Source organism: Streptomyces sp. SID12501 (assembly GCF_010550245.1).
In the GTDB taxonomy this organism is placed as follows: Bacteria; Actinomycetota; Actinomycetes; order Streptomycetales; family Streptomycetaceae; genus Streptomyces.
Genome location: NZ_JAAGLU010000002.1, coordinates 289623 through 305778 on the forward strand (window position 1 = coordinate 289623; position 16156 = coordinate 305778).

General features: G+C 72.3%; 14 protein-coding genes. 3 read left to right on the top strand and 11 right to left on the bottom strand.

The annotated features are described in order from the left end of the window. Positions 1–177: 177 nt before the first annotated feature. From G3I71_RS03060 to G3I71_RS03075, 4 genes are all read right to left on the bottom strand, one after another. Positions 178–2571, bottom strand: a complete 2394-nt coding sequence (locus tag G3I71_RS03060; protein WP_164312290.1) for a phosphoketolase family protein — start codon at positions 2569–2571, stop codon at positions 178–180. A 504-nt stretch (positions 2572–3075) separates the two neighbouring features. Next, entirely contained in the window at positions 3076–3216 is a 141-nt protein-coding gene (locus G3I71_RS03065) for a hypothetical protein (protein ID WP_164312291.1), read from the bottom strand. Further along, the gene (locus tag G3I71_RS03070; RefSeq protein ID WP_343242827.1) at positions 3213–4046 is read right to left on the bottom strand and encodes an MBL fold metallo-hydrolase; all 834 of its coding nucleotides are present in this window, start codon (positions 4044–4046) and stop codon (positions 3213–3215) included. Before G3I71_RS03070 ends, G3I71_RS03065 begins: the two co-directional genes overlap by 4 nt. Before the next feature lie 145 nt (positions 4047–4191). Continuing rightward, entirely contained in the window at positions 4192–5664 is a 1473-nt protein-coding gene (locus G3I71_RS03075; protein WP_164312292.1) for an MFS transporter, read from the bottom strand. 154 nt (positions 5665–5818) lie between these two features. Between G3I71_RS03075 and G3I71_RS03080 the strand changes: the two genes are divergently transcribed. After that, entirely contained in the window at positions 5819–6763 is a 945-nt protein-coding gene (locus G3I71_RS03080; protein ID WP_203729145.1) for a LysR family transcriptional regulator, read from the top strand. 125 nt (positions 6764–6888) lie between these two features. Here G3I71_RS03080 and G3I71_RS03085 read toward each other — a convergent pair whose 3' ends face one another. From G3I71_RS03085 to G3I71_RS03095, 3 genes are all read right to left on the bottom strand, one after another. Beyond that, positions 6889–7695 (bottom strand): AfsR/SARP family transcriptional regulator, encoded by an 807-nt coding sequence (locus G3I71_RS03085; protein WP_164312293.1) that lies wholly within the window; start codon positions 7693–7695, stop codon positions 6889–6891. Positions 7696–7882: 187 nt separating this feature from the next. Further along, positions 7883–9004, bottom strand: coding sequence for a transposase (locus G3I71_RS03090; RefSeq protein ID WP_164312294.1), 1122 nt, complete (start codon positions 9002–9004; stop codon positions 7883–7885). Positions 9005–9313: 309 nt separating this feature from the next. Next, the gene (locus G3I71_RS03095) at positions 9314–9925 is read right to left on the bottom strand and encodes a TetR/AcrR family transcriptional regulator (protein ID WP_164312295.1); all 612 of its coding nucleotides are present in this window, start codon (positions 9923–9925) and stop codon (positions 9314–9316) included. A 222-nt stretch (positions 9926–10147) separates the two neighbouring features. Here G3I71_RS03095 and G3I71_RS03100 point away from each other — a divergent pair, with 222 nt between their 5' ends. Continuing rightward, entirely contained in the window at positions 10148–10879 is a 732-nt protein-coding gene (locus G3I71_RS03100) for an SDR family NAD(P)-dependent oxidoreductase (RefSeq protein WP_239148827.1), read from the top strand. A gap of 98 nt (positions 10880–10977) precedes the next feature. Here G3I71_RS03100 and G3I71_RS03105 read toward each other — a convergent pair whose 3' ends face one another. Both G3I71_RS03105 and G3I71_RS03110 read right to left on the bottom strand, forming a co-directional pair. Beyond that, positions 10978–11712, bottom strand: a complete 735-nt coding sequence (locus G3I71_RS03105) for an HAD family hydrolase (protein ID WP_203729147.1) — start codon at positions 11710–11712, stop codon at positions 10978–10980. Next, positions 11709–12395 carry a ScbR family autoregulator-binding transcription factor gene (locus tag G3I71_RS03110; RefSeq protein ID WP_203729149.1) on the bottom strand — a complete coding sequence of 229 codons (687 nt, stop codon included), beginning with the start codon at positions 12393–12395 and terminating at the stop codon, positions 11709–11711. Before G3I71_RS03110 ends, G3I71_RS03105 begins: the two co-directional genes overlap by 4 nt. Before the next feature lie 116 nt (positions 12396–12511). On the opposite strand from G3I71_RS03110, the gene G3I71_RS03115 reads away from it, so the two are divergent. Beyond that, positions 12512–13444, top strand: coding sequence for a ScbA/BarX family gamma-butyrolactone biosynthesis protein (locus G3I71_RS03115; protein ID WP_164312296.1), 933 nt, complete (start codon positions 12512–12514; stop codon positions 13442–13444). Here the strand turns inward: G3I71_RS03115 and G3I71_RS03120 are convergent. Both G3I71_RS03120 and G3I71_RS03125 read right to left on the bottom strand, forming a co-directional pair. After that, the gene (locus G3I71_RS03120) at positions 13401–14144 is read right to left on the bottom strand and encodes an HAD family phosphatase (RefSeq protein WP_164312297.1); all 744 of its coding nucleotides are present in this window, start codon (positions 14142–14144) and stop codon (positions 13401–13403) included. The two genes, G3I71_RS03115 and G3I71_RS03120, sit on opposite strands and share 44 nt — an antisense overlap. A 160-nt stretch (positions 14145–14304) precedes the next feature. Continuing rightward, complete coding sequence (locus G3I71_RS03125; protein WP_164312298.1) at positions 14305–16032, bottom strand: 3-hydroxyacyl-CoA dehydrogenase family protein; 1728 nt, start codon at positions 16030–16032, stop codon at positions 14305–14307. Between the last annotated feature and the right edge of the window lie 124 nt (positions 16033–16156).

The following is a 16156-nucleotide window of genomic DNA, read 5'->3' on the forward strand; positions in this document are numbered from 1 at the left end:
GGTCGCTCTTCTGCCACCGAGCCTGGTACCGGGACGAGCACCGGGGACAGAGGCCGGGCGGGCCCTTCCGAGGGGCCCTTCGGCCCTGATCCCGGCCGACGTGTCGGCCGACGGGCGAAGCCGTTGATGCCGACACGTACGGCCATGGAGATGAACTCCCTTGCGGGATATGTGAGTTCAGCCGGTCCAGGTCCAGTCCGTGACCTCGGGCAGGTCGATGCCGTGCTCGCGGATCCAGGCGTGGTGGCGGGTGCGTGCGTCGGCCATCAGCTGGCGTACGGCGGCGGCGCGGACGCCGAGGCCGGGGACGCGGTCGATGACGTCCATGACCAGCCGGTAGCGGTCCATGTCGTTGCGGACGACCATGTCGAACGGGGTGGTCGTGGTGCCCATCTCCTTGTAGCCGCGGACGTGCAGGTGGGCGTGGCCCGTGCGGCGGTAGGAGAGGCGGTGGATCAGCCAGGGGTAGCCGTGGTAGGCGAAGATCACCGGCTTGTCGGTGGTGAACAGGCCGTCGTACTCGAAGTCGCCCATTCCGTGCGGGTGTTCCTCGCGCGGCAGCAGCCGGGCCAGGTCGACGACGTTGACGACGCGGACGGTGAGTTCCGGCAGATGGCGCCGCAGCAGATCGGACGCGGCCAGGATCTCCAGCGTCGGTACGTCTCCCGCGCAGGCCAGCACCACGTCGGGCTCGCCGCCGTTCTCGCTGCCCGCCCAGTCCCAGATCCCGGCGCCGCGGGCGCAGTGGGCGCGGGCCTCGTCCATGGACAGCCAGTCGAAACAGGGCTGCTTGCCCGCCACGATCACGTTGACGTAGTCACGGCTGCGCAGGACGTGATCCGCCACGGACAGCAGGGTGTTGGCGTCCGGCGGCAGATAGACCCGTACGACCTCGGGGCTCTTGCTGAGGACGTGGTCGATGAACCCGGGGTCCTGGTGCGAGAAGCCGTTGTGGTCCTGACGCCAGACATGCGACGTCAGAAGGTAGTTGAGGGAGGCGATGGGTGCCCGCCACGCCAACTCCCTCGATGTCTTCAGCCACTTGATGTGCTGGTTGACCATCGAGTCGACGATGTGCACGAACGCCTCGTAGCAGGAGAACAGTCCGTGCCTGCCGGTGAGCAGATAGCCCTCCAGCCAGCCCTGGCAGAGGTGTTCGGAGAGGATCTCCATGACCCGGCCGTGCCGGTCCAGGTGTTCGTCCACCTGGAGGGTCTGGGCCTGCCAGGCCTTTCCGCTCGCGTTGAAGACGGCGCCGAGCCGGTTAGACGCGGTCTCGTCCGGGCCCACCAGACGGAAGTCACGCCGCTGCGACGTGTTCCGCATGATCTGTTCGAGGAGGTCGCCGAGGATCCGGGTGGGCTCGTGCTGGGTGGCGCCCGGCTTGTCGACGGGGACGGCGAAGCGGTCGAGGGACGGCATCGGCAGGTCACGTACGAGCAGGCCGCCGTTGGCGTGCGGGGTGGTGCCGAGCCGGCGGGTCCCGTCGGGGACACAGGCGAGGACGTCGGCGCTGGGCCGCCCGTCGGCGCCGAACAGCTCCTCGGGCCGGTACGAGCGCAGCCAGGTCTCCAACTGCCGCAGGTGCTCCGGGTTTTCACGTACGCCGGACAGCGGGACCTGGTGGGCGCGCCAGGTGCCCTCGACCGGGACTCCGTCGACCTCGGCGGGGCCCGTCCAGCCCTTCGGCGTACGCAGCACGATCATGGGCCAGCGCACGCGCTCGGCCGTACCGTCCTCGCGGGCCGTGCGCTGCGCCAGGGCGATGCGGTCCAGTGCCTGGTCGAAGGCGTCGGCCATGGCGCGGTGGACCTGGTACGGGTCGTCGCTGGTGACGTGGATCGGCTCGTGGCCGTAGCCGCGCAGCAGCTCGTCGAGTTCGGACTCCGGGAGGCGGGAGAGCACGGTCGGGTTGGCGATCTTGTAGCCGTTGAGGTGCAGGATCGGCAGGACCGCGCCGTCGTGCACCGGGTCGAGGAACTTGTTGGAGTGCCAGGACGCGGCGAGCGGCCCGGTCTCCGCCTCGCCGTCACCGATCACACAGGCGACCAGCAGGTCCGGGTTGTCGAAGGCGGCACCGTACGCGTGCGCGAGCGAGTAGCCGAGCTCGCCGCCCTCGTGGATCGAGCCGGGTGTCTCCGGCGCGACATGGCTGGGCACGCCGCCGGGGAACGAGAACTGCCTGAAGAGCCGGTCCATGCCCGCCTCGTCGCGCGAGACGTCCGGGTAGGTCTCGCTGTAGCTGCCCTCCAGCCAGGAGCCCGCGAGCACGGCCGGCCCGCCGTGACCCGGCCCCCATACGCACAGCGCGTCGAGACCGCGCGCCTTGATCACGCGGTTGAGGTGCGTGTACACGAGGTTGAGACCGGGCGAGGTGCCCCAGTGGCCGAGCAGCCGCGGCTTGATGTGCTCGGGCGTCAGGGGCTCGGTGAGCAGCGGGTTGGCCAGCAGGTAGATCTGGCCCACGGCCAGGTAGTTGGCGGCCCGCCAGTGGGCGTCCAGGGTACGCAGTTCCTCGTCGGTCAGTACGGTGCTGGTGCTGGTGCTGTTCTGGTGTTTGATCTTGGGCACGGTGACTCCGTAGGTCGTCGAGGCGAGGCGAGGCGAGTCGGGCTCCGGGAAGAGGCGCGAACCGAGGGCGCCCGCTCGTCGTGGTGTGCGAAGGGCCCCGCGTTCGAACGCGTCTCGGAGCACGTGTACCCGCGTGTGGCGCTTCAGCGGCAGGCCGCACGATTTGGCCTCCATGACCGCCCCGTCCGGCGCCGTCGTCGTGGGTTTCCGCGGTTCCCGGGCGAGCCGCGGAAACCCACGACGACGGCGCCGGACATGGTCTCCACCTCCTGGACCGGGATCGCACGACCCGATTCCAGCCTCGTGCCGATCGAGCTCGTGGGGCAGGGGCCACAGGTCCCCGACAGGGGCCGACCGGCCCTTGCCCCGCCCTCGACACGCTTTCCGGGTCTTCGCCTCGGCCTGGGCACGCGGAGGACACGGGGTCGCGGAGCGGGTGGGGCGCGGGTCGGCCATGGCGGGGCCGCAGGCCGTCGTGCTCGCGGCCCCGCTCGGGCGGTGGGGTCAGGACGGGTCGCCGTACTGGAGACCGCGTCCGTCGGTGCCGACGCGGACGCGCCCGAGGGTGTCGGGGTGGCCGGTGATGACGCCGACGCGGCCGATGGCCGAGGAACCGGCGCGAGGTGTCCCGCCCCTACGCGTCACAGCGGATGCCAGGCCGCTCTCTCCCCGTGCGGCCGCACCCTGCCGAAGACCACGTCGGCGAAGTGGATGCCGAAACCGAGGGTGTCCGGGCGCAGGAGTTCGGCGATCAGGCGGCGCCGGTGGCGCTCGGACCGGACGGGGTCGGTGTCGGAGATCGCGGACCACTCGGGGTGCTGTATCTGCAGAGAGGAGAGCAGGGCGTCGCCGAAGGCGAGCAGGCGGGCGCCGTGGGAGGTGATGACGAAGCCGGTGTGCCCGGCGGTGTGGCCGGGCAGGGCCATGGCGTGCACACCGGGGAAGACCTCGTCACCGGCGAGCACCAGCCTGGTCCGGGGTTCGAGGGCCTCCAGCGCGGGGTCCCGGTGGTCCTGGTCCCATTCGGTCTTGGGGATCACGAAGGTGGCCCGGGTGAACAGGGGCGGGTCGACGCAGGCCCAGCCGGTGTGGTCGGGGTGGAGGTGGGTGAAGGCCACCGTCTCGATGTCCTCGGGCGACCGCCCGAGCAGGGCCAGATTGCCGGGCAGCGAGCCGCCGTGCACCGCGCCCCGGTCGGGGTGTCCGGGGTCCTCCGGTACCGCGCGCGGGCCGAACCCGGCGTCGATCAGCAGGGCCCGGGTGCCGTGCTCGACGAGCAGGCCGCCGGTGTTCGCCACGAGGCGGCGCGTGTCGTTGAGGTAGGCGCCGTACCTGCCCAGGTGGCGGTCGACGGCCGCGGGCGGACTGCCGGCCGGCTTCAGCAGCATCGCCCCGTCGGGCACATAGCTGACCTTCAGCTCACCCACGCGCAGGGTACGCACGGCGGAGGGCCTGCGCAGTCGGCTGTCGTTCACGGATGGTCTCCTCGCAGGAGGCGAAGGCGCCCGGCGCGGCTCGGACACGGGGACGGCGCGGCCGTCCGCCGAATGGCGGCGGACGGTCGCGCCGGGTGCGCGGACGGTTCCGGCGGGCGGTGCCGTGTGCCGGACACGGGACGGCCTAGACCGTGGTCCGCTTGCGCAGCAGGGCGCCGACGAGCAGCGCGCCGACGAGGGTGACGACACCGGCCGTGACCATGCCCGCGTGCAGCCCGCCCAGGATGTCGGCGCGGGACGGAACGGCGCCCGACGAGAGGGCGTTGGTGCGGGCGGCGGCGATCGCGCTCAGACCCGAGACACCGATCGCGGCCACGTACTGGGGCAGCTGCGACAGTCCGCCCACGACGCCCTGGTCCTCCTCGGTGACGCCCGTGGTCATCACGGTGATGAAGGAGACGACGCTGAAGACGTGGCCGAGTCCCATGACCGAGGAGGTGACGAGCAGGGCGACCAGGTTCACGTCCTGGGGCAGGGAGAACATCGCGACCGTGCCGACGCCCTGGATGAGCAGGCCCGCGGCCAGCACCCGCACCCCGCCGAACCGGCCGAGCAGCCGGGCGACGTACAGGCCGCCGAGCATCGCCGCCGCGCCCTCGCCGAGGTAGCTCAGACCGGCCTGAAGGGCGGTGAAGCCGAGCACGTCCTGCATGTACAGGCTCAGCAGCACGGTCGTACCGGCGCACATGCCGAAGGTGATCACACCGAACAGCCCCGACCACTTCACGGACGGCCGGTTCAGCACGGACAGCGGCACCAGCGGCTCCGGGTGGCGCCGCTCGACCAGCAGGAACGCGGCCAGCAGCACCAGGCCGCCGACGATCGGGCCGAGCGCGGCGGGGCGGGTCCAGCCCTCGTCACCGCCGGTGGAGATGCCGTAGACCAGGCCGAACAGGCCGAGCGTGGACAGGATCGCGCCCGGGATGTCCATCCGGCGGGCGGCACGGGACTCGTGGATCGTCGGCAGGGCCAGCGCGCCGGCCAGTGCCACCGCGCCGATCACGCACAGCGCGACCATGGTCCAGCGCCAGCTGAAGCCGTTGGTGATGACGCCGCCGCCGAGCGCGCCGAGTACGAAGCCCAGCGACATGACCGCGCCGTTGAGGCCCAGGGCGCGGGCGCGCTTGGGGCCCTCCTGGAAGTAGCCGGTCATCAGGGCGATGGCGGACGGGGCGATCATCGCGGCGGCGGTGCCCTGGCCGATGCGGGTGGCGATCAGTACGCCGGGGCTGTTCGCGAGGGCGGCGCCGAGCGAGAACAGGGTGAACACGACGACGCCGAGGGTGAACAGCCGCTTGCGGCCGATCAGGTCGGCGACCCGGGCGAACAGGGGCAGCAGGCTGGCCGAGGGCAGCAGGCTGGCGGTGGCCACCCACTGCAGGGTGCCGGCCGAGGAGAAGCCGAGGGCGTTGCCGATGTCGGGCAGGGCGACGGTGACGATGGAGAAGTCCAGGCCGCACATGAAGGTGGCGCAGCACAGGGTGATCAGCACCAGCCACTCGCGGGCCCCGAAGGCGGTGCCGTCGGCGGTGGGCCCGGGTGGTGTGGCGACTTCGTGTGTGGAACTGGTGGGGGGTGAGGATTCGGTGACGGCCATGAGCGGTCCTTCCTGGCGATCTGACCTGCCGATCTGACGGGCCTGATCAGCTTCGAATCAGGGGGCCTGCGCAACAAGGACGATCTGTGCAACGATCGATTCGCTGGGCTCATCGTTCGAGGTCGCAGGAGTGAGGGGGTGCGGGAGAACCGTCATGGAACGCCAGGAGATCGAGATTTTCCTGACTCTCGCGGAGGAACTGCACTTCGGCCGGACCGCCGACCGCGTGGGGGTCTCGCAGAGCCGGGTCAGCCAGACCATCGCCCGGCTGGAACGCCGTATCGGCGCCAGGCTGTTCGACCGCACCAGCCGCCAGGTCACGCCGACCCCCATCGGAGAACAGCTCAGGGACGACATCGCGCCCGCGTGGCGGGGGATCGAGGAGGCCGTCACCAAGGCCATGGCGGCCGGCCGGGGTATCACCGGGATGCTGCGGATCGGCTTCTCCGGCGCGTTCACGGGCCATCTGCTGCACAGCGTCGCCGAGGTGTTCGGACGCCGGTACCCGGGCGTGGACGTGCAGATACGGCAGGTGCAGATCTCGGACCCCTACGGTCCGCTGCGCGCCGGTGACATCGAGCTCCAGGTCACCGAACCTCCGGTGACCGAGCCGGATCTGACGCTGGGTCCGGTGCTGGTGTCGCAGCCGAGGGTGCTGCTGATGGCGTCCGCGCATCCGTTCGCGCGCCGTGAGTCGGTGAGCGTGGAGGACCTGGCGGAGGCGACGCTGCTGACGGTCGCCGGGAACGTGCCGGCGCACTGGCTGGACCACCACTTCCCGCGGCAGACGCCGTCGGGGCGGCCCATCCCGCACGGGCAGGCCATGACGCACTGGGAGGACGCGCTCTCCCTCGTTCTCGCGGGCAAGGGCGTGACACCGGTGGCGGCTGCGGGCGCGCACTACTACAGCCGTCCCGGCCTGGTCTTCAAGCCGTTCACGGACGCCCCGGCCATCGACTACGCCTTCGTCTGGCCCACCGGCCACGAGACGGCCCGGCTACGGGCCTTCGTCCAGGTGGCCATGGAGCAGGTACGCGGGGCGGGCGGCCCGGCGCGGGCCGTGGAGAGCCTGTGGGCGGGCGAGGACACAGGCGCCTGAGGGGGCGTGGTCGTCCGCAGGCGGGCCCGGCGACACCCGCTCACCTGACCGCCCGCCCACCTGCCCCTCCGCCCACCTGACCCCCGCCCGTCCGCCCACCCGCCGACCCGTCGGGTGCCTCCGGCTCAGAGCAGGGCCCCGGCGCCGGCGGCGGCGAGGTACCGCTGGTCGGGGCTGTCCTGGAGCATCACGCGGTGCAGGGTCGTGGTCGACGGTGACGGCGGGATGCCGAGGTCGTCGGTCATCCGGCGGTGCAGCGACTGGTAGACCTCCAGCGCCGTGGCCCGGCGGCCCGAGGCGTACAGCGCCCGCATCAGCTGGGTGTGCACGTTCTCGTGGTACGGGTGGTCGCCGACCAGGGCGACGGCCTCCCCGACCGCCTCCTGGAAGCGCCGGCACAGCAGCAGCGCGTCGATGCGCACCTCGCAGGCCGCGAGGTGCGCCTCGTTCAGCACCCGGGCCTGCACGGTGAGCTGGCTGCCGTGCCGGACGTTGCAGAAGGGCGTGCCGCGCCACATGGCCAGCGCCTCGCCGAGGGTGTCGGTCGCGGTGTGCGCCTCGCGCTCCTCCAGCAGGCGGCGGGCATCGAGGACCAGCCGCTCGAAGCGCGGCCGGTCCCATTCGTGGTGTTCGAGGCGCAGCACGTAGCCGTTGCCGTCGGTGACCAGCCGGTGGTCGGCGATGTCGCGGGCGCTGGTGCCACTACCGGCGGCCAGCGCCTTGCGTATCGCCCCTATGTACGTCTGCAGGGCGGTGGTGGCGGTGCGGGGCGGCTCGCCGTCCCACACCTCGCTCAGCAACGCCGGTACGGACACACGGTGGTTGGCCTTCGCCAGGAGCAGGGCGAGTACCTGCCGCTGCTTGGGTGCGCTGGGGGTGACGTCACGCCCCAGCTCGCGGACGTCGATCGGTCCAAGGACACGGAACTCCACAGCCCCTCCTCAAGGTGGGTGTCACCGCCCGGTGCAGTGAGCGGTGTACGGGCGAACAGATCGGCAGGAGCCCGCGCCGCTGCGGGGTTCCTGTGGTGCTGTGCGTGGGGGAAGGGCCGTCAGTGTGCGTGTGGGGGAGGGCCGTCGAGCGGTGGTGGCCGGCTGTCCGGCCGGTATACGGCGGCGGTCAGCCGCTGTTGGGGGCCAGACACACCTCGTGCCCGAGCCTGCGGTGCGCGGAGGCTACGGAGACCAGCGTGGCGTGGCGGTGCCAGCCGGGGTAGGACCGGCCCGCGAAGTCGTGCAGGCCCAGTTCGGCCTCCGCGACCCCGGCCCGCGCGGTGGTGGCGGAGCCGATGACCGCGAGGGCCCGGTCTCGCCGCGCCGGGGGCAGGTTGGTCAGCCAGAGCCGGTCGGGCCGTAAGCGTGAGGCGGTCCGGACGCCGACCAGCAGGGCCGGCCGGGTCCCGGCAGGCAGCAGTACCTCTGTGGTGCGGAGCCGGGGCTGCCCGGGGGCGAGGGGTGTGGCGGTGGGCGGCCGGGCGTGCCGGCGCAGCAGGTCGCCCGCCGGTTCCGGGGCCGGGTGGAGGGCCGCCGCGTCCGCCGGGTGGGGACCGGCGGACGCGGCGAGTGACAGGGGCAGGGTGTCGGGCACGGCCACGATCCAGTCCAGGCCGCGGGCCTGCAGGCCCTCGATCACGGCTGCGGCGTCGATGTGGCCGTCGGTGTGGACGACGACCGGCGGCATCTCGGGTGTGATCCGGGCCAGTCGGTCGGCGAGGGCGAGGCACAGCTCGGCCGCGGTGGCGTGGCCGGTGGCCTCGGGGATGCGGGCCTGGCGCCGCAGCCGGGCGTCCTCGGTCCAGCGCCGCGGCAGATACAGCTGCCAGTCCACGGCGAGGTCGCCGAGGTCGCCGGAGAGGAACGCGCCGAGGGCGAGCTGGCAGTTGACGGTGCGTCCGAAGGCGGGCACGAAGCGCCGGTGGACGCCGACGGACAGCTCGCCCCGCTTGGGGATGACCACGGGGGAGAGCGTCCAGGCGTGCGCGGCGGTGTGCTCGGCGGCCCAGCGGGCGAGTTCGGCGCGGACGGGGCGCCACTGCCAGGCGCTGTCGTTGACGAACTGCTGCAGCGACTGGGGTGCCGTCGGGGACGGCGTCACCGAGGCCGCTATGCGCCGCAGCGACTTCTTGCCCTGGGTGGCCAGCAGTCCCTTCAGATAGACGCCTGCCCAACGCCGTTGGTCGGCCCGCGGCAGATGGGCGAAGAGCCGGTGGGCCGGCGGGACGCACTCCTTGGCCGGATACATGTACGGACTCCTCTCCCCCGGTCTGCCATGAATATACAGAACATTCTCTATGTTTCTATGGAGGGTGCCGGGCCGGCAACGGCGGGGAGGGGTGCGCGGCGGCGTGCGTGGTGATGTGCCCGGGTGCTCTGAGCTGCGGCAGGAGTTGCGCCGAGGGTGGCGTCAGGAGTGGTGTGCCGGGCGCGGAAAATTCCGTACGGGGGCACGAGTGGGCCGGCCGAGGCGATACGGCACGTGTGCGGAACGGCGCATTCAGTGAGGGCGGTCGCGCCGGAACGAGGCCCTTCGCGGGGTCCGGCGAACCGTCGGTCAGTCCTCGCCCCGAGCGGAGGCGGCCGAGGGGGTGATGAGGGTGCCCAGCGCTTTCAGGGCCTGGGTCAGGTTGTCCTCGGGGCCGTCGCCGGTGACCGTGCGCAGCGAGTCCGGGGAGGCGGTGGTGGCCTCCACGCCGAGCAGGACGTGGGAGAGCAGCGAGGTCGCCGCCAGCGGGGTCAGCCCGCCGTCCAGGTGATCCTCGCGCCAGGCCCGTTCCAGCGCGTCGCGCAGACCGGGGGCCCAGGAGTCGTACCAGTCGTGGTCGGCGGCGTGGCCCTCGCGGGTGAGCCGGGCGGCGGCGCGGATGCTCTGTGTGGTGCGCAGCGCGTCGGCCAGTGCGAGCACCTCGTCCAGCACGCCTCGCAGTCCCGGCGCGGGCGCGGAGTTGTGGAGGACCTCGCGGGTGGCGGCCGTGCCGGCCTCCTGGACGGCGTCCGCCAGGGCCGACTTGCTGGAGAAGTGGAAGGTCAGCGCGCCCATGGTGACCCCGGCCGATCTGACGATCCGGTGCAGGGAGGTGCCGGCGTAACCATGCTCGGCGAATGCGGCGGACGCGGCCTCTACGAGTCGCTGCCGGGTCTGCTCCGCCCTCTCCTGCTTCGCCACGTGTGCTCGCGCCTCCTCCCGCCCCCCGTGCGCCGCGGACGGCCCGCGACAGCACCAACCATAGGTCAAGAGATTCCCAAGAGATCCGGAGAACGAGCAGCTCGGAACGTTCTTGGCAGGTTGGCTGGTAAGGACTGTCCCATCCGGCTGACTACCTGTGAACCGCCTGTTTGACTGCCTTTCATGATCGAACAGACGTGCGCAATGAGTGGCCGGGTAGTCATGATCACCGGAGCTTCGTCGGGTATCGGCGCGGCGGCGGCACGCCTCTTCGTCGAGCACGGCGCGGCAGTGGTGGTCACGGCTCGCCGCCACGAACAACTCGCCTCGGTGGTCAAGGAGATCGAGGTGCGGGGCGGTCGCGCCCTGGCCGTCCCCGGGGACATACGCCGTGGCGAGGACGTCGAGCGTGTCGTCGACGCGGCGGTGGAGCGCTTCGGCCGCCTGGACGCCGCCTTCAACAACGCTGGCCAGGCCGTGCCCGGCGGCGATCTGCACGAGATGTCGGACGACGACTACGACACCGTCATGGACGTGAACGTCCGGGGCGTGTGGAACTGCATGCGCCACCAGATCCGCGCCATGCTCGACACCGGCGGTGGCGCGATCGTCAACACCGCGAGCGTGGCCGGTCTCATCGCCACCGGGGTGGGCGCGCCCTATGTGGCCGCCAAGCATGCGGTGATCGGCCTGACCAAGGCCGCGGCGGCCCAGTACGGGGACCGGGGTATCCGGGTCAACGCGCTGGCCGTGGGCAGCACGCTCACCGAGATGATGGAGTCGGTCGTCGAGCAGATGCCCGGCGTGGAGCAGACGTTCTTCGCGCGAGCCGTCCAGAAGCGGTTCGCCGCCCCGGTCGAGGTGGCGCAGGCGGCGCTGTGGCTGTGCGCCGACGCGTCGTCCTTCGTGACCGGCGCGACCATCCCGGTCGACGGCGGCACGCTCGCTGTCTGAGACGTCGTACGACCGTCCGCGCCGAGCCCCGGGCCGCCCGGCACCTCGCTTCCACGAGGCACCCGGCCGACCCGGGGCCCGAGGGAGGGCGAAGGGCCCTATCGGGCCGTCGGTACCGGCTCGTCGGCCCGGGTCGGCCACAGCGTGCCGGCGGTCGCCTCCTCGTCCAGCGTGCGCAGCAGCGCGTCGTCGATCTCGTTCAGGCCGCCCACGAGATGGCGTACCCCGGCCTGCCGCATCAGCTCCGCCTGGTGGCTGTGCTCGAACCGGCTGGGGTGGCCGATGAACGGCGCCCCGATGGCTTTCGCCGCCTCGGCGACCCGTGCCACGTCGTCGATGAAGAGCACCTGGCCGTGATCGAGGCCGAAGTGTGCGGTGATCTCCCGCAGCCCGGGGCGCACGTCGTTGGTGCAGATGTAGTGCGGAGGGGTGAACAGGTGGGCGTACGCACCGAGTTGCTCGTCGAAGTGGGACTTGGCCAGGCCGCCGTAGCAGACCACGTCGAGCCCGGCGGCGCGCAGCCGCTCCAGCAGCGGTCCGGCTCCCTCGGTGATCTCGACGGGGTGGTCGACGAGGTAGGCGGCGCGCTCCTCGAAGTAGGCGGCCAGGGCCTCCTCGCCGGTCATGGCCTGCGGCACCACCGCCGCCATGGCGCGGCCGGCGTCGGCCTGCCGCTGGGAGAAGACACTGCGCTCGACGTCGGCCGAGTAGGTGCCGCCGCGTCGGGTGACGAACTGGTGGATGAGCGGGCTGAAGGTGTCGGCGAGCAGGACGCCGTCGATGTTGACGGCGGCGATTCGCAGGCGGCGCAGGTGGCGCGGTCGGTCGGTCATGGTCGGGTTCCCTCCCCTTGGTCGGGCGCGCTCACGGACGTCCACAGGGACAGCGCGCGCTCCTCGCTGTTCTCGATCCCGTCGAAAGCCGGACCGGCGGCGACGCCCGGCAGCAGCGCGCGCCACATGTTCACCGTCCGGCGGGGCAGGTCGGCACGCCGGGAGACGACCTGCGCGTACTCCTGCATGCCGGTGCACGCGCCGACCACGAACTCGGCCAGCTCGTCGATCCGTACGTGCTCACGCAACTCGCCCTGGGCGCGCGCGACTTCCAGGCACTCCTCGAAGCTGCGGGTCCAGACCGCGTACGGCGTGGCGTCCTGCAGTCCGAAGGCGGCCTGCTCGCCGGTGAGGCGGACGCCGGCGCGCAGCATGGGGTCGGCCTGGAGCGAGTGCGACCAGATGAGGGTGATGTCCACCAGCCGTTGCAGGCCGGTGGTGGGCACATGCGGCTCGATGGTGCCGCGCTGGGCGTTCATCACCTCCATCGCGAGGCTCTTCTTGTCCTTGAAATGGAAGTAAAGAGCCCCCGCGGTCACCCCCGCGCGCTGCAGGATCTTGTTGATCCCCGCGCCGGCGTATCCGTACTCGTCGAAGACCTCCGCGGCTGCCTTCAAGAGCTGCTCTCGGGTCTGAATCGCGCGCTCCTGCTTGGGCGCGTGATTCGGATTCGCTGGTGCCATGGCTGCATCCCGGTCTCGACAAGAAAAAGAACGTCCTCTATGTTACTTGCCGTAGCGCGGCTCCGCCACCGCTGGGGGAGCAGTTCGTGTCAGTGCATCGACACAGGGGGATTCACATGAACGAGATGATGACGGCTGCCGTTTCGAGACCGGTGCGGGTCACGAAGGACCTCGTCCACAAGCACGACGCGGGTCAGGTACTGCTCGTGGGCCTGAAGCGGCTGGCGGAGGACGAGTTCCTCGTCGCGGCGGACTGGACGGACACGAGCGAGTTCGTGGGCGCCGGGGACCGTGACCAGGACAGTGCCGTTCTGCTCACGGAAACGATTCGGCAGACGTTTCCGCTGCTGTCGCACGCGGGCTACGACGTCCCGTTCGGCCACCGTCTGCTCTGGAGCGAGTACCGCTACGCGCTGAACCTGCCCACCCTGCGCGAGGGAGGCATCGGCGGCCGTCCGGACCTGCACATCCGCTGCTACGACGTGGTCCGCCGCCGCGACCGGGTCACGGCCCTGTCCCTGGACATCACGGTGCTGCGCGACGGCGAGCAACTGGCCACCGCCCACACCCGTTTCACCATCCAGCAGCCCGCCGTCTACGAGCGGCTGCGCGGCTCGTACGGCGACGCCCACCGGATGCTGGAACTGGCCCGGAGCCGCCCGCTGCCGCCCCCGGCCTCCGGCGCCGGCGAGGAGTTCCGGGACGCGCTGCTCTCACCCACCGACGCCCCCGACCGCTGGCAGCTGCGGATCGACACCCACCACCCGATGTACTTCGACCACCCCAGCGACCACGCCCCCGGCATCCTCCTGCTGGAGGCGGCCAAGCAGGCCGTGCGCACCATGCGGCACCCCCGGGTCGGCGACGCCGAGGCGATGGAGACCGTCTTCCACCGCTACGTCGAACTCGACTCCCCCTGCAGCGTGGACGTCCAGCTGCTGCCGGACGACCAACTCGGCCGCGCCCGCTTCCTGGTGACGATGCATCAGGAAAGCAGGCTGTGCTTCACCGCGCTCGCGTCGGTCGCCAAGGAGCGGACGACCGGCTGACGTTCGCGGCGTGACCGGCCCCCGGCAGCGTGCCTCCGCCCACCTTGGCGACATGGGCGCCGAGCACCATGTCGTCGCCGACGGCGACGGGGTGGCCCGCTGAGCGCAGGAGGTCCAGGTCGGAGGCATGGTCGCCGTAGGCGGCGGCGCGCGAGGGGGACACCGCGCGCCGCCGCATCAGCGCGCGCGCCAGCCGGCCCTTCTCGACGCCGATGACCGGGTGTTCCACCAGGCCCGTGCAGTACCCGTCGACGTACTCCGGCTCGCTGCACAGGATCTCGTCGGCGCCGAGCAGCTCCGCGACCGGCTCCAGACACGGCCGGAACGAGCCCGACACCAGCACGATCAGCGCCCCCTGCTCCCGGTGCCGGCGCAGGGCGGACACCACGGGCGGATGCAGCAGTGTGCCGCCGGCGATCTCCGCGTCGAACCAGGCGCGGCCGTGCGCGAACAGCTCGTCGCGCGGGCGGTCCGCGTACAGGCGGTAGTACTCGCGGTTGGTGACCAGCCGTGAGACGCCCGCCGCCGACCTGCGCCGCAGCGTGCCCGCGGCCTCCTCGTAGGCGGACGGCGGCAGGCCGCGCTCGCGGTAGTGGAACTCCAGGAAGCGGAACATGCTCTTGACGGTGATCAGCGTCTCGTCGACGTCGAAGAAGGCGATCTCGACGGGCGTGTTCGGTGCGCCGGGGACAGCGGACATGGGGGTGCGGCCTTCCATGCGGGTGACGGGGGAGGAGAGGGAAGGGGAGGGAGGGGAGAGGGCGCCGGGCCGCGGTCGTACCCGGGGGAGGGGCAGACCGCCGCCCGGCGGGATCAGGGGATCAGGGGGACGCGGGGACCGGTGTCGTGGCCCGGTGGGATCAGGCGGACGCGGGGACCGGTGCGGTGGTGCGGGCAGTCAGGTAGGTGCGGGTGCCCTTGCCCGGCGTCTTACGGCCCAGGTGCCCCGCGGCCACCAGCTGCTTCAGCAGCCCGGCGGTCTCCGGTGCCCGGCAGCGCGGGTCGGCCTGCAGGCGGCGCTGCACCTCCAGTGCCACGTCGGCGCCGACCGTGTCGAGCAGCCGTACCGGACCGAGCGGTTGGCCGCCCACCGCTCGCGCGGTCGCGTCCAGCGCGGCGGTCGTCGTCTCGTCCGCGTCCAGCAGTTCGAGGGCCTGGTTCAGATACGGGAAGAGCAGCGCGTTCACGATGAAACCGGCCCGGTCGCCGCACTGCACGATCCGCTTGCCGAGTTGTTCGGCCAGCGCGCGGGCGCGGGCCAGGTTGTGCCTGCTGGTGCCCGGTGCCGGGACCAGCTCCAGCAGACGCATCACCGGAGCCGGGTTGAAGAAGTGCAGGCCCAGCACGTCCGCGGGACGGCCCGCGGGTTCGGTGCAGGCGGCGACCGGCAGGCTGGAGGTGGACGTGGCCAGCAACGTGCGCGGCGCGCAGACCGCGCCCAGCTCGGCGAACAGCCGCCGCTTGACCTCCAGGTCCTCCACCACCGCCTCGACGACGATGTCCACCGCGCCCAGCACAGAGCGGTCGGCCGTCGCCGTGAAGCCGGCCTCCTGTCCCTCCCGTTGCTCCTCGTTCGCGCCCGTGCGTCGCAGTGCGAACTCCACGCGTTCCGCGGCCACTTGTGCCTTCTCCTCGGTCCGGGCCAGCAGCGTCGTGTCGAAGCCGCCGCGTACGAAGGACTCCGCGATGCCGGTGGCCATGGTTCCCGAGCCGACGACCACCACCCGGCGGCCGGGCGGGGCGGTCGGCAGCACCGGTCGGCGCGGCCCCTCGCCCCGGTCGTGCCGGTGGAAGCCGCGGCCCGTCTTGCGGCCGAGCGCGCCCCGGGCGATCAGTTCGTCGAGGACCGGGGCCGGCGCCGCGTGCCCGTCGGCCGTCTCGGCGAGGCGGGAGAGGACGTCGCGTGCCGTGTCCAGGCCTATCGCGTCCAGCACCGCCAGCGGACCCTCGCGCCAGCCGCAGCCGAGCCGTACCGCGGTGTCGACGTCCTCGGCGGTGGCGTACCCGTCGTGGACCATCCACGCGGCCCGGTTCAGCAGGCCGAGCAGCAGGCCGGGGGCGAGTGACCCGGGCCGGTCGACGACCTGGTGCGCCGTGATCCCGGCCGCGGTCAGGACGCGTTCCACCCGCTCGGCCGCGGCGTCCCCGGCGCCGGGAGCGCGGGCGACCTCCACGGCGGCCAGATCGTCCGCGCGCAGGAAGCGCAGCGCGAACAGGTCAGGGCCCGCGGCGTCCTGGAGGTCGACGAGGGACGTGGTCAGCGCGGTGGTGAGCACCGGGGTGCCGGGCCGCAGGTGCCGGCGCACCTTGGCCAGCACCAGCCGCTTGAGCGCCGCCGGTTCCGGTACGGCCTCGATGACCAGGTCGGCCTCGGCGACCCCCGCCGGGAAGGGGGTCACCGTGCGGGGGCGCTCGGACGGGCTCAGTTCCCCGGCGCGGGCCAGCGCCGCCGGGTCGTCGTCGACGGCGACGACGGTGAGCCCCGCGCCGGCCAGTCGGCGCACCAGGGCCAGCCCGGTGCCGCCCAGACCGACGACGGCCACGGTGTACGGGGACGACGCGACGGCGCCGCCTGGCTGCTCGGGCATGGTGTGCTCCTGGTTGTGGAGGGATGTCGGGACTGGTCGAAGGGCCGGGGCCGGGGTATGGGCTGTGCCGGTAGCCGGTGAGCTGCCGTGGGTGACGGCTGGGCGCGGGCGCAGCCCGGCGCCC